Below are 13,333 nucleotides of genomic sequence, written 5' to 3' on the forward strand. Positions count from 1 at the left end.
TGCCGCGCGTCGACTGGCGACCCTCGGACGCACCGGAGACCCCCAGGCATGGACTTGTGGCAGGCCATCGTGCTGGGGCTGGTCGAGGGCATCACCGAGTACCTCCCGGTGAGCTCGACGGGGCACCTGATCCTGGCGTCGGGGCTGATGGGGCTCGATACGCCCGAGAACAAGTCGGCGGTCGACGCGTTCAACATCGTGATCCAGGGCGGGGCGATCCTTGCGGTGCTGGGGCTCTACCGCGAGCGGGTCTGGCAGATGCTGCGGGGGCTGCTGGGCCGCGACCGCGCGGGCCTGCGGCTGGCGATCAACATCCTGATCGCCTTCCTGCCCGCCGTCGCGCTGGGGCTGCTGTTCGAGGAACTGATCGACCGCTACCTGTTCCACGCCACGCCGGTGCTGATCGCGCTGGCGATCGGCGGCGTGTACATGATCGTGCTGGATCGCAAGCTCGTGGCGCCCCGGCGGAAGGCCGACGCGGGGCGGACCATCGAGGAGCTCACGCCGCTGCGGGCCCTGGTCATCGGGCTGATGCAGTGCGTCGCCATGGTGCCGGGCACGAGCCGCTCGATGATGACCATCACCGGTGGCGTCGTCGTCGGCCTGAAGCCCAAGGACGCGGCGGAGTTCAGCTTCCTGCTCGGGCTGCCGACGCTGGGCGGCGCCTGCGTGTACAAGCTCGCCAAGGACCTGCGGGGCGACGAATCGAGCATGCTCGAGCAGCTCGGCTGGGTGAACCTCGCCGCGGGGATCGCCGTCGCGACCGTTTCGGCGGCACTCGCGGTCAAGTGGCTCGTGGGCTTCCTCAACACGCACGGCCTGGCGGTGTTCGGCTGGTACCGCATCGCGCTCGCGGGCGCGCTGCTCGCCGCCGTCCTTGGGGGACTGGTGCAGATAGGCGGCTAGGCGGCGGCCCCTAGACGCTGAAGAACCACAGGAAGTAGGAGATCGAGAGCGTCAGGAAGGCGCTCTTGGCGAAGATGGCGTCGATCAGCACCACCAGCTGGGCCCCGCTGACCACCAGACCCGCAAAGCCAAACCAATCGGGGCGCTTGATCAGCGCGATGATCGACGCGACGAAGGCGAAGGGCGACGCGAGCCCGCAGGTCACGAAGCCCGCGAAGGCCAGCAGCGCCGCCATCCGGCCGGGCGTGCCGGGCACCGGCTCGTGGGGCTGCAGCGGCGCAGAGCCGGCGTGGCGGAACTTGACCTTGCTGAGGATCGCCATCCGCGTAGATGGTACCGCCAGGGGCCGGAATCGGCCCGGCGGGTCAGAACTCGACGGCGACGTAGAGCAGTTCGGGCCGGGACAGCACCCGGGGCGCCTCGGGCGCTCGCACGCGGGCCTCGATGAGGCCTGCGGTGTCGATGTCGCCGCGGGCGAGCATGGCGAGCGCATCGGAGACGGGGCCGTCGCGGGCGCCGAGCAGCTCTAGCTCGTTGCGGACGACCGCGCTCAGGTCGGCCGTCGCACTGGCTTCGGACGCGCTGGCGAGGATGATGGTGCCACGCGGCCGGACCAGCCCGAGCGCCAGGTCGAGCGAGCGCTCGGAGCCCATGCAGTCGACGACGACGGTCTGGTCCTCGCGGCGGCCGACCTCGTCGGCGTGGCGATGCTGGATGCCCCACTTCTCGGCGCGGCCGAAGACCTCGGGCCGCCACCCCAAGATGCGGACGGTGGCGTTGAGCTGCGCGATGACCTGGGCGGCGAGCAGCGCGTTGAGGTTGTCGCCCAGCACCGTGACGTAGACCTTGCCCTGCATGCGGATCATGCGGGCGGCGTGGATGGCCCGTGCCAGCGGCTGGGCGAGCAGCGCCACGGCGTCGTCCATGCCGTCGGGCACCAGCGCGAGGTTCCGCCATGGGATCGCCACCGATCCGGAGAGTGTGCCATCCAGCCGGCCCGCGCCGAGGGTGTCGCCGTCGCGGCAGTGCTGCGGAACGCCCGCGCGGCACATGTCGCAGGTGCCGATGGCCACGCGGGAGGCGCACGCCACGCGGGCCTTGAGCAGCCGATCCCGGATGCTCGTGGGCGCTTCGTCGCCGACCTCGGAGACCACGCCGACGAGGTCGCGGCCCAGGATGGCGTCGGCCCGAGCGTCACGGGCGGCAGCGGCGACGCGCTCGGGCACGTCTCCCGCAAGCCGCACGCGGACGACCGCGTGGTCGGGCGGGCAGCCGGGCGTGGCGGCGGCGTCGAGGAACGAGGGCTGCGATCCGCGGGCGGCGATGGCTTCCAAGCAGAACTCCGTGCGTAAGCCCGCCGCCTACCGGGGCGCCCGAGAGAGCCCGATCGGCGTCGAGGGCGTCTCGTTGGGCGGCGGCGGCAGCACCGGCACGATGTACTCGTACCAGGCCCTACTTCGGCTGAAGACCGGGTAGATGTACTCTTCCTGGCCGGCGAACCAATCGCTCTCGCTATCGGACCAGCGCTGCCAGCGCTCGAAGTCCAGCCCGTAGTCCTGGCCCGTCAGCGTCGCCAGCGAGCCTGCGGCCGAGCGGTGCACCGTCAGGCTCTGCTCGAGGTCGGAGCGCAGCGATTCGATGAGGGCGAGCACCACCTCGCTCTGGGGGTACTGCCCGAGCGCGAGCGCCGCCTCCACGCGGATGGTCTCCTCGGGCTCGATCTCCGGATCGATCAGCTCGATCAGCCTCGGGACGGCATCGGGGTCGTGCATCCGCTGCAGGCCCATGGCCGCCGCGCGGCGGACCAGCGGATCTTCGTCGTAGAGCGCGTCGATGAGCAGCGCGGCGTCGGCGGCGCGACCGTGCGCCGCGATGCCCCGCGCCGCGGCGGCCCGGACGCTGGCGTACTCGTCATCGAGGTTCTCGCGGAAGATGTCGACGACGAGTTCATCGGGCTCGACGAGCTGGTTTGCCAGCCGCACCGTGCCGCGATAGCGTGCATCCGGGTCGTACGGATCCTGCGCGAGCTCGGCGACGTTCTCCTGCGGACCCGCGAACAGGTTGTTCAGCACGCTCCCCTCGCCGAGTTGTGGCGCGAGTTCGTCCAGCGCACAGCCCCCCAGCAGCACGGGAATCAACGCCAGCATGACAACGGCAGGGCACTCTGCACGATGCGTGGATCGAGGAACGCGGAACATCCGGCATGCTATCGGCGCCGCGGCCGCCGGCGTGGCCCTGTGCTGCGCGGCGGGCTGGGGCAATGGCTGCGGGGCGGGACCGCCCGCACCCTCCATGGAGGCGATGCCCGACCTGGGCGGGCCGGTCTTCTACCTGCCCGGGCCCTTCGAGGCGATCAACACGCGGCGAGTCGGGACGGGGCCGGCGATCGAGGAGTTCGTGGAGGTCTCGCCCGAGGCGGATGGCGCGTGGACCGTCCGATTCCGCCGCGCCGGCAACGACGCCGCATCCGTCGTCGGCGTGCGGCGCCTGGCCGACGGGCGGCCGGCGACGGAGTTCCTCGTCGACGCCCAGCGCAACGAGACGGCGGTGTTCGACCCGCCGCTCGCGCTCGTGCCCCGGCCGGGCGCGGCGCTCCCGGCGACCGAATCCGCCGACGTGCGGCTGTACGACGGCGTCTGGACGCCGGAGGAGGCACGCGCACGCGAGCCCTCGGAGCGGGGGACGGCCGAGCGACGCTTCCGGGGCATCGAGCAGGCGTCCTGGAGCGCCGAGGACGATCCGCGGCCGGCCTGGACGCTGCACCACGACCTCGTGCTGGTGCTGTCGCCGGCGCGGGTCCGCCAGCGGTACGAGAGCACCGCCGTGCCACGGCTGGGCATCGTCGACGAATCACTGGCGCTGCGGGTTTCGGTCTTCGGCGTGCCCGTGCAACGCCGACGTGAGGCCGTAGAACTCACCGAGATCGTGGTGCCGCGGGCCGAGCCCTAGCCCTAGGACTGGCCCCGTTGCTCGCGCAGGGCGATCGGCGGATCGAGGATCTCGCGCATCAGGATCGCCTGGCGGAGCGCGGCGCGGGTGAAGACGCCGCGCTGCGCGGTGCCACGGGCTGCGCGGAGGATCGCGTCGCCGGAAGCCTCGGCGGGTACGGCGGGCATAGGGGGCGCCGCCACGGATGGCCGCCGACGCTCGGCCGACGGCGTCGGCGTGGGCCGTTCCCGCCGGCGTTCGGGCGTCCGCGTGCGGGGGGTGGGCTCGGTGGCGCGGCGGGCGGGCGATCGGCCGGCCGAACCCGACGACGTCCGCCGGCTGGGCTGCGGAGCCGGCCGTGGCTGCGGGCGGGGCTGGCCGGCCTGCCGCTGCGACGTCGGCGTGCGGACCTGTGCCTGCGGTTGCTGCGCGGGCCCCGGCGACTGCCGCCGGGCGGGCTGCTGGCGGCGCTGGGCCTCGGCGGCCTCGCGGCGGCGGCGGATCTGCTCCTGGAGCTCGCGCTGCCGCGCCTCGGCGGACTGCCTCGCGCCCTCCTGGCGGCGCTTGGCGAGTTCCTCCAGCCTCTGGCGGGGCGTGAGCTGCTGGGGCGCAGGAGTCGCGGCCGGCGGCGATCGGGATGGCCCCGATGCGCCGGCCGTCTGGGATTGCCCGGTGCGGAGGGCCTCGAGCCTCGCACGCCCCCGCTGCTTCTCCAGCCGCTTACGCTGCATCGCCTCATCGACCTGCTTGAGGATCCAGCCGGCGGCCGTGACGCCGATGGTCAGCAGGAAGATGAGCAGGCTGATGTTGCCTTGGATCCATTGCCACATAGTGATTCACGCTAGGGAGCCGGGGCGTACGAGGGCAGCGCCACGCGGCGATCCCCCGTCGCCGTGCTGTATCGGTCGAACCGGGCCCCGAACACCGCGCCGAGGGATTCGGGGTCGGCCAGTTCGGCGGCGTCGAGCCTGGCACAGCGGCCATCGGATGCGATGGCGATCACGCGGGTGGCCAGCGCCGCGGCCCACAGCAGGTCGTGGGCCACGAAGGCGATCGCCACGCCGTGCTCCGACAGCGTCCGCAGCGCCCGCGTGAGGTGGCCGACGTGGGCGGTATCCAGGGCGGCCGTGGGCTCGTCGGCCAGGAGCACCGCGCCCGCGGTGGGCGCAGGCCCCAGCTGCGCCAACGCCCGGGCGATGGCGGCCCGCTGCTGCTGGCCCACGCTGAGCCGCGGCATGGGGCTCTCGGCGAGCGGGCCGAGGTCCAGGGCGGCGATCGCCTCGTCCACGCCCTGCCGGCCCCCGGCGGCGTAGGTCCCGAAGCCGACGTACTCGCGGACGGTGTACGCGAAGGCCAGCGACTGCCGCTGGGGCACGAGCGCGAGCCTGCCCGCCCGGGCCCGGGGGGACCAGGACGCCACGGGCCGTCCGCCCAGGCGGACGGCGCCCGCCGAGGGCCGAAGCACGCCGGCGAGCAGCCGCAGCAGCGTGGTCTTGCCGGCGCCGTTGGGCCCGATGATCGCGACGCGATCGCCCGGGCCGAGGGCGGCATCGAGCGGGCCGACGCCCCCGCCGGCCGCGAACTCGTACCGCACCGCGGAGGCCTCGAGCGACGGCCCGGCGGCGGGCTCGGGAACATCCATGCCGCTACGCTACCCGCTCGATGGACGCGGCGACGAGCATGCGTTGCCCCAAAGGCCCGGAGCACGGCGATGGCGAACCAGAACGGCGACACTTCGGGGGCGGATCGCGGCAGCGTGGCGGTGACGGGCGCGACGGGCTTCGTCGGCCGCGCCGTCGTGGATGAGCTGCTCGAGCGTGGGTGGCGCGTGCGGGCACTCGCCCGCGGCCGGGAACGCGCGAACCAGTGGATCGGCGACGACCGCATCGAGGTCGTGTACGGCGACGTCCGCGACCCGAAGACGACGGGCGATCTCGTCGCGGGGGCTTCGGCGGCCATCCACCTCGTGGGCATCCTGCGGGAGGGCCGCGACCAGAAGTTCGAGGAGCTGCACGTCGACGCCACCCGCAACGTCGTGCGGGCCTGCCGCGACCGGAAGGTGCGGCGGTACGTGCACATGTCGGCGCTGGGCGTCGACGACGAGGGCCGCTGCGAGTACCAGCGGACCAAGTTCGAGGCCGAGACCATCGTCCGCGGCAGCGATCTGGACTGGACGATCCTGCGGCCGAGCCTGATCCACGGGCCGGGCGGCGAGTTCGCCGAGCTGATCGCCGGCTGGTCGCGGGGCGAGATCCCGCCGTTCATCGGCCTGCCCTACTTCCGCCGGCCCGAGGCCGACCTCCGCGTGCCCCTGGGCGGGACCGACTACGTCGACCCCTGCGTGCAGCCGGTCTTCGTGGGCGACGTGGCGGCGTACTTCGCCGAGGCGCTCGAGCGGCCCGAGACCATCGGCGAGGTGTTCAACGTGGTGGGCCCCGAGCGGATGAGCTGGCCCGAGATGCTCCAGTTCGCGCACGGGCACGTGCCGCACGCCAAGAAGGGCCTCAAGCCCATGTGGGTGCCCGCGGAGATCGCGGCGGCGAAGGCCCAGGTGGCGAGCTTCGTCGGGCTCGGGCGGCTGCTGCCCTTCGACGCGGGCATGGCGACCATGGGCGGCCAGGACTCCACCGCCGAGATCGATCGCGGCCGCGGCTACTTCGACGCCGAGCCGAAGTCCTTCCGCGAGAGCTTCCCGGAGTATGCCGGCACGCTCTAGGGGCGATCCCTCGCATCGATCGGCTGAGCGGGCTACCGGACCGTTCACCGCGCGGGCGGCGCCGGTCGTGCCGGCCACGCCGCATGCCATTCGTCCCGCTTCCATCCGTCGCGCGCCACCCCCTCGCCGGCCGGCGGCATCGGGCCGATGCACACCGGGGGAGATGGGTGAGGAGCCGACCGGATGGCAACGACGGGGACGCGACCAGTGTGTGACCTGCCGATTTCGGAACTGCCGTCCGCATCTGCGTCGGTGGTCGTAAGCCTGAGCCGCAAGGGCATCGTCACGATCGGCGACCTGCTGGCCGCCGACTTCGACGAGGTGGCCTACCAGCTCGACAGCTTCGACGACGCGGAGGTTCTGGTGAAGGAGGCGCAGGCGATGGCCGATGGCACGCAGGGCGAGGACGCGCAGCCCGAATCGCAGCAGGACGGCAACGCCGACGGTGCGGCCGACGAGACCACGCCCGAACAGTCCACGCCCAACCAATCGAAGTCCAACGGACCGACCTCGCAGCAGCGTGCGACCGAGCCCAAGCCAACCGCCGGCCAGGTTGGTCTGGCGACGGCGATGCAGGCCGTGCTCTCGCTCGACGGCGGCGCCTTCGCCTCCATGCAGGCGTCGGGCGCCGCGGCCCAGCGGCTGGCGGCCGCGGCGCTCATCATCCAGCACGGGGGCGGCGAGGACGAGGCCGTCGCCGCCGGCCTGCTGGACACCATCGATCCCAAGGCCCCCTGCGTCGACCGCGAGGACGCCCAGGTCCGCTTCGGCGAGCCGGCGGTCGATCTGCTCGAGCGGGCCGAGCTGCTGCTCACCGTGCCCATGAGCCCGAGCGGCAAGCCCTCGAACGTGCACGCCAAGCTGGTCGAGGTGGCCGACGCGTCGGCCCTGCTGGTGGCCTCCAGCGGCGCCGTGGCCGCGGGCCGGGCGGTGCTGTCCCGCCACCAGACCGTGGGCGACGCGGTATGGAGCCTCTTCCAGGGCGGCCGCGAATTCGCGCTGTGGTACTTCGGCTCGATCGCCAAGGGCCTGGGCCCGGCGCTCAAGCGAGCGGGCCACGACGCCCTCGCCCACGAGCTGTGGTCGGTCATCCGGGCCCTCGAAGCCGCGGGCGGCGAGGAACGCAAGGCCGCCTGAGTCCATCCGGCCTCTCGGCCAGCTCCGATCAAGCCAAGCCCGCGCCCAACGCTCCCCGGGGCGTTGCACCGATAGCCTTGCCGTCCGGGCGACGTGATCGCCCGCGACGGAGGTTTCACCATCGCTCCTGCCGCCCAATCCGACGCCGTGCTGAAGTACCGCAGCCTCGTGCTGCGACACGTGGGGCACGAGCAGTACGAGCCCACGCTGATCGCGTCGCTGGCCGAGGAGCTGCGCGCCGACGATGTTTCCGAGTTCGAGGCCGCCATCCGGGGCCTGGCCGACGCCGGCGAGATCGCCGTCGGCCACGCGGGCCACGTCTCGCTGCCGACGCTCGAGAGCCTGGGCGAGGAGATCGAGGGCGTCTTCCAGCGCACCGGCAAGGGCTTCGGCTTCGTGCGTCCCGACGTCAAGGTCCGCGAGGGCCAGATCTTCTGCCCCGCCGAGGCGACCCTGGGCGCGTTGTCGGGCGACCGCGTCCGCGCGCAGGTCCGCCGCGATCGCAAGCGGGAGGCCTCGGGGCGCGGCGGCTTCGGGCCGCAGTACGTGGCCGCGATCGTGGAGATCGTCTCCCGCAAGCGATCGAGCTACGCCGCCACCATGCAGCAGCGTGGGCAGACCTGGCTTGCAATGCCCGACGGCGACACATCCATCGGGCCGATCGTGATCCACGACGCCGAGAGCAAGTACGTCAGCGAGGGCGACAAGGTTGTCGTCGATCTCGTCGAATACCCCGAGGGCGGCGCGCTAGCCGAGGGCGTCATCACGCGGGTGCTGGGCGAGGCCGGCAAGCCCGACGTCGAGACGCAGGCGGTGATCGCGGCCTACGGCCTGCCGCCCGACGAGTTCCCCGATGCCTGCCTGGACCAGGCCCGCGAGGCGACGCGGCGCTTCGACGCCGCGATCGAGGCGTTCCTCTCCGACGGCCCCACCGCGCTGCCCGGCCGCCTCGACCTGACCAAGCAGTTCATCTGCACGATCGATCCGCCGGACGCCAAGGATTACGACGACGCGATCTCGATCACGCGGACCGACGACGGCTGGGAGCTGGGCATCCACATCGCCGACGTCGCGTTCTTCATCGATCCCGGCTCGCCGCTGGACCGCGAGGCCCGGGACCGCGGCAACAGCGTGTACCTGCCCCGGCACGTCATCCCGATGCTGCCCGAGATTCTCAGCAACGGCATCTGCTCGCTGCAGGAGCGGGTGCCCCGCTTCGCCAAGTCGGTGTTCATCCACTACGACCTGTCGGGCCGGGTGACCAAGACGGGCTTCGCCCAGTCGATCATCAACTCCGCCAAGCGGATGACCTACCTCGAGGCCCAGGCCCTCATCGACGGCAACGAGGAAGAAGCCAAGAAGCACGCCCGGACGGCGACCGACTACACGCCGAAGCTCAGGAACACGCTCAAGGCGATGGACGGGTTGGCCCGGACCATCCGCGAACGGCGGCGGCGGGCCGGCATGATCCACCTCGACCTGCCCGACGTCGAGCTGATCTACGACGACAACGGGCACGTCGTCGACGCCGAGCCCGAGGACGACGCCTTCACGCACACCATCATCGAGATGTTCATGGTGGAGGCCAACGAGGCCACCGCCCGGCTGTTCGAGCGGATGCACGTGCCAGTCATGCGGCGCGTCCACCCCACCCCCGCGCCCGCGGGCATGGAGGAGGCCGGCAAGGTCGCCAAGGTCGCGGGCTACAGCATCCCCAAGAACCCGACGCGCGAGGAACTGCAGGCCCTCCTGGACGCCACCCGCGGCAAGCCCAGCGCGCGGGCCGTGCACATGGCCGTGCTCCGCACGCTGACCAAGGCCGAGTACTCGCCGGCGGCCATCGGCCACTTCGCGCTGGCGAGCGACGCCTACTCGCACTTCACCAGCCCGATCCGCCGCTACGCCGACCTGCTGACCCACCGGCTGCTGCAGGCGTTCCTGGCGCTCACCGACAACGGCCAGAATCCGCCCGCGGGAGACAAGCAGATGAAGCTGCTGGGCCGCAAGCTGGCCGATCACGACGCCTACATCGAGCAGCAGGACCTCGTGGTCATCGGGCGGCACATCTCGGACACCGAGCAGAACGCTACCGAGGCCGAGCGGGAGCTGCGGGCCTTCCTCGTCCTCCAGCTGCTGAGCAACATGGTGGGCGAGGTTTTCGACGGGGTGATCACCGGCATCACGCCGCGAGGCATTTACGTGCAGATCGACAAGTACCTGGCCGACGGCTTCATCCGGATGGTCGACCTGCCGGGCGACACCACGCGCGAGGGCCGCACGCCCAAGTGGATCCAGGTGCGGGACACGGGCGCGCTGGTGGACAAGCACTCGGGCCGCTCGTTCAACTTCGGCGACCGCGTCCGCGTGCAGATCGGCGCCGTCGACCTTCCCAAGCGGCAGCTCGAGCTCTTGATCGCCGACGCCGACTCGCGGGCCGCCGGCAAGGCCAAGCCGGTCGAGGGGCTCACGCTGGGTGGGGGCGGCGGCGGGCTGGAATCCGCCGGCGGCACCGGCTTCAAGAAGATGCCCGGCGGGACACGGCGCAGCCGGAAGAGCAAGGCCCGCGACAAGGGCAAGAAGGACTACCGGCGGGACAAGAAGTAGCGCCGCTACCCGTCGCCGCCAACGGTGTCGGCCCACTCGGGAGCGCGGTAGCTCACCGGGCCGGGCCGGCGCTCCTGCCAGTCGGCCCCCTTCGTGACCTCCCGCGCGGCCCGCACCCCGTGCTTGCCGGCGTCGGCCTCGATCTCGGGCGGCTCCGGCGGCTGCTCCTGCAGCACGTGCAGCGTCTGCGTCGGGAAGGCGAATCGCACGCCCAGCCGCTCGGCCAGCCGCATGACATCGAGCAGGAATCGCTCGCGTTCGCGGAGCTCGGTCGCCCAGTCGGGGCAGGCGTGGAACATGTACACCAGCACGTCGATGCTCGAGGCGCTGAACTTGTTGAGGTAGACGTGGAAGTAGTCCTTCCGCGTGTAGGGATGGCGGCGGACGAGGTCCCGCACGCCCTCGCAGAAGGCCGACACCGCATCGGGCGGCGTGTCGTAGGTCAGCCCGATGTGGGTCCTGAAGCGGCGGTAGCGGCGGCGGCCGTAGTTGTCGACCGTGGCGCGCACCAGCGTGGCGTTGGGCACGGTGACCAAGGAGTCGTAGAACGTGCGGATGCGGGTTGAGCGCATGCCCAGCTCTTCGACGGTGCCCTCGACGTCATCGACGACGACCCAGTCGCCGACCTCGAAGGGGCGGTCGGCGATGACCGCGATGGACCCGAAGAAGTTCTCGATGGTGTCCTTGGCGGCGAAGGCGACCGCCAGGCCACCGATGCCCAGGCCCGTCAGCAGCGGCAGGATCTCCTGGTCCAGCGAGTTGGCCACGTAGATCACGCCGAAGACGACCACGATCACCTTCGCGACCTTGCGGCCCAGGGGCACGAGCAGGTCGTCGACCTTGGTGGTGCTCCGCTCGGCCCGCTTCATGAGCACGTCGCCCGCGAGGTCGACCAGGCGGAATCCCGCCCAGATCGCCGCCAGCACGAGGATCGTCAGCACCGCGACGCCGATGATGACCTCGGCCAGCCGTCCGAGCCCCAGCAGGTGCTGCCCCCAGTACCACACCGTGGCGGCGGCGAGCAGCGCAAAGGGCCGCGTCGCGCGGCGCACGACCTTGGGGTCGGCCTCCACGCCGCGGCGGGCGAAGAACAGCCACCACAGGAACCGCAGCAGCAACGCCGCGAGCAGGTCGGCGACGACGCCCGCCGCCACGATGGCTGCGATCAGCAGCCACTTCCACACCGGAATGCCGACCACCTTCGCCCAGACCACCCGCTCGGAGAGCAGCGGCTCGAGGTTGGCCGAGACCCAGGCCTCGATGCGGAGCGGCAGCGTCAGCTCGCCGTCCTCGTCGCCCCACTGCACGGGCAGGCGGGCGACCTTGCGGAACAACTCCTCGGAGCCGTCGACCGTTGCGCTCGAGAACGCCCATCCGCCGTCGGCGTCGGCGACGAGCGCGATCTGCTGCTCCTCGGCGACGCGGGCCGCCTCCCGCTGGCCCTCCAGGATCGAGCCGCCGTACTCGTACGGGAAGTACGCGAAGCGCTGGATCGGCTCGCCGCGCTCGCGGGCCCGCTCGAGCGCGGGCCGATCCGGCAGCGCAAACCGGGAGATGGTGCCCATCCGCTTGAGGGCCTCGTGCAGCCGGATGGCGGTGTTGACCGCCGACACCGCCTCGGGCCCCGACAGCCCGAGCACGCGAGCGAGATCATCCTCGGCGTCGGCCCGCTCCCGGGAGAAGGCCGGACTCTCGCGGTAGGTCTCGACGGCCCGCAGGAAGGTCATCATCGACGCCCGGGGGCTCTCGAAGCGTGGGTCGACGGGCTCGGTTTCGGCGGCCGGCGGCTCGGGCGGCGGCGTGTCCTGCGCCGCCGCCACGGGCGCATGCAAGAGCGCCCCCGCCATCACGGCCACGATCGGGATCCATCGGTGCAGCATCGGCGATGCTAGAGCATGACGAGTTTGGGTGGATTGCTCGGACAGTCCGGCCGGCGTCGCCGCGGCGCCGGCCTCATCGAGCGAGTGTGCGGCCGGACGGCCGCTACGGAGCATCGCAAAGAAGGTCTAGCGGAGGTCCATCGGCTCCCAGGGGAAGCCGGCGGGCATGCGGTCCGGGCGGTCGTGCAGCCAGGCCACGAGCCACTCGAAGGCGTCGACGAGCCGTGGTCCCGGGCGATTGAACATCTGGTTGCCGTTGACCAGCGCGACGCGGCCCGTACGCACGGCGGGTAGATCGACAAACCAGGCGTTCTCGGCGAGCTCGGCGGCGACGCGGCGGGTCTGCGCCAGATCCAGCCCGCACGGCGCGATCACCAGCGCCTCGGGCGCCGTGGCCGCGAACACCTCGGGCGGCACCGCGATCGATCGGCCGGCGACCCGCTCGCTCTGCATGGGGCCGATGGCGGCGCCGGCCTGGTGCTTCGCCACGGTCTCGTTGAGCGGGTGCCGCCCGCCGGCGCGCTCGATGAGTTGCACGTTCCAGTGGCCGGCGATGAAGAGCGGGTCGGTCCACTCCAGAAAGCCGACGACGGGCGCGGGGCCGAAGGTCGCCACGATGTCGGCGGCGGCGAAGAAGCGCTCCCGCAGCGCCGCGACGGCGCGCGTCGCGTCGGCGGTGCGTCCGATCACCTCGCCGATCCGCAGGCAATCGTCGTAGACGTCCTCGGGCGTCTCGGGGCGGAGCGTGACGACGGCAGGCGTGCGGCCAGTGGACGCCGCGATCGCGCGGGCGGCGGCCTCGACCGCCGGCAGATGGATGGCGCACACATCGCAGAGATCCTGCGTCAGAATGATGTCGGGCCGCAGCGCCTCGAGCGTCTCGGTGTCCAGGACGTAGAGGGAGTCCTCGGCATCTCGATCCTGGCGCACGAGGCGGTCGACCTCGCGGGCTGCGCCGGGCTTCACCCCCAGCGCGGTGCGGGCCGACGTCAGCACGGACAGGTGGTCGAGGCCGGCGGGATGATCGCACTCGTGGCTGCGGCCGACGAGCAGCGACGCCCCGCCAACCAGGCAGAGGATCTCGGTGGCCGATGGGAGCAGGCTGGCGACACGCATGCGGGGTGGCGGCTTGCTGGAGGATCGTTCGGATTGCCGATGAGCG

General features: G+C 72.1%; 12 protein-coding genes. 5 read left to right on the forward strand and 7 right to left on the reverse strand.

Annotated features, from left to right (window positions below; all coding sequences use genetic code 11):
* The first annotated feature begins 48 nt into the window (after positions 1–48).
* Positions 49–906, forward strand: coding sequence for an undecaprenyl-diphosphate phosphatase (locus AAFX79_04940; protein ID MEO1007889.1), 858 nt, complete (start codon positions 49–51; stop codon positions 904–906).
* A gap of 10 nt (positions 907–916) precedes the next feature.
* On the opposite strand, the gene AAFX79_04945 is transcribed toward AAFX79_04940, so the two are convergent.
* The 3 genes from AAFX79_04945 to AAFX79_04955 are packed head-to-tail and all read right to left on the reverse strand — an operon-like array spanning position 917 to position 3,053.
* Complete coding sequence (locus tag AAFX79_04945; GenBank protein ID MEO1007890.1) at positions 917–1,228, reverse strand: hypothetical protein; 312 nt, start codon at positions 1,226–1,228, stop codon at positions 917–919.
* 43 nt (positions 1,229–1,271) lie between these two features.
* Positions 1,272–2,240, reverse strand: a complete 969-nt coding sequence (locus AAFX79_04950; protein MEO1007891.1) for an alcohol dehydrogenase catalytic domain-containing protein — start codon at positions 2,238–2,240, stop codon at positions 1,272–1,274.
* 27 nt (positions 2,241–2,267) lie between these two features.
* Complete coding sequence (locus tag AAFX79_04955; GenBank protein ID MEO1007892.1) at positions 2,268–3,053, reverse strand: HEAT repeat domain-containing protein; 786 nt, start codon at positions 3,051–3,053, stop codon at positions 2,268–2,270.
* 82 nt (positions 3,054–3,135) lie between these two features.
* Here AAFX79_04955 and AAFX79_04960 point away from each other — a divergent pair, with 82 nt between their 5' ends.
* Positions 3,136–3,855 (forward strand): hypothetical protein, encoded by a 720-nt coding sequence (locus AAFX79_04960; GenBank protein MEO1007893.1) that lies wholly within the window; start codon positions 3,136–3,138, stop codon positions 3,853–3,855.
* 2 nt (positions 3,856–3,857) lie between these two features.
* On the opposite strand, the gene AAFX79_04965 is transcribed toward AAFX79_04960, so the two are convergent.
* Both AAFX79_04965 and AAFX79_04970 read right to left on the reverse strand, forming a co-directional pair.
* The gene (locus AAFX79_04965; GenBank protein MEO1007894.1) at positions 3,858–4,664 is read right to left on the reverse strand and encodes a hypothetical protein; all 807 of its coding nucleotides are present in this window, start codon (positions 4,662–4,664) and stop codon (positions 3,858–3,860) included.
* Between the two features lie 11 nt (positions 4,665–4,675).
* A complete protein-coding gene (locus AAFX79_04970) occupies positions 4,676–5,476 on the reverse strand; it encodes an ABC transporter ATP-binding protein (protein MEO1007895.1) in 801 nt (266 codons plus the stop codon).
* A gap of 69 nt (positions 5,477–5,545) precedes the next feature.
* Between AAFX79_04970 and AAFX79_04975 the strand changes: the two genes are divergently transcribed.
* The 3 genes from AAFX79_04975 to AAFX79_04985 all read left to right on the forward strand — a co-directional run bounded on the left by AAFX79_04975 (position 5,546) and on the right by AAFX79_04985 (position 10,291).
* Positions 5,546–6,550 (forward strand): NAD(P)H-binding protein, encoded by a 1,005-nt coding sequence (locus AAFX79_04975; GenBank protein ID MEO1007896.1) that lies wholly within the window; start codon positions 5,546–5,548, stop codon positions 6,548–6,550.
* Between the two features lie 183 nt (positions 6,551–6,733).
* Complete coding sequence (locus AAFX79_04980) at positions 6,734–7,687, forward strand: hypothetical protein (GenBank protein MEO1007897.1); 954 nt, start codon at positions 6,734–6,736, stop codon at positions 7,685–7,687.
* A 93-nt stretch (positions 7,688–7,780) separates the two neighbouring features.
* Positions 7,781–10,291 (forward strand): VacB/RNase II family 3'-5' exoribonuclease, encoded by a 2,511-nt coding sequence (locus tag AAFX79_04985; GenBank protein ID MEO1007898.1) that lies wholly within the window; start codon positions 7,781–7,783, stop codon positions 10,289–10,291.
* 5 nt (positions 10,292–10,296) lie between these two features.
* On the opposite strand, the gene AAFX79_04990 is transcribed toward AAFX79_04985, so the two are convergent.
* Both AAFX79_04990 and AAFX79_04995 read right to left on the reverse strand, forming a co-directional pair.
* Positions 10,297–12,171: a mechanosensitive ion channel family protein gene (locus tag AAFX79_04990; GenBank protein MEO1007899.1), complete on the reverse strand. Its 1,875-nt coding sequence runs from the start codon at positions 12,169–12,171 to the stop codon at positions 10,297–10,299.
* 126 nt (positions 12,172–12,297) lie between these two features.
* Positions 12,298–13,287: an ABC transporter substrate-binding protein gene (locus AAFX79_04995; protein MEO1007900.1), complete on the reverse strand. Its 990-nt coding sequence runs from the start codon at positions 13,285–13,287 to the stop codon at positions 12,298–12,300.
* Positions 13,288–13,333: the final 46 nt, after the last annotated feature.

The organism is Planctomycetota bacterium (assembly GCA_039819165.1).
Classification (GTDB): Bacteria; Planctomycetota; Phycisphaerae; order Phycisphaerales; family UBA1924; genus JAHCJI01.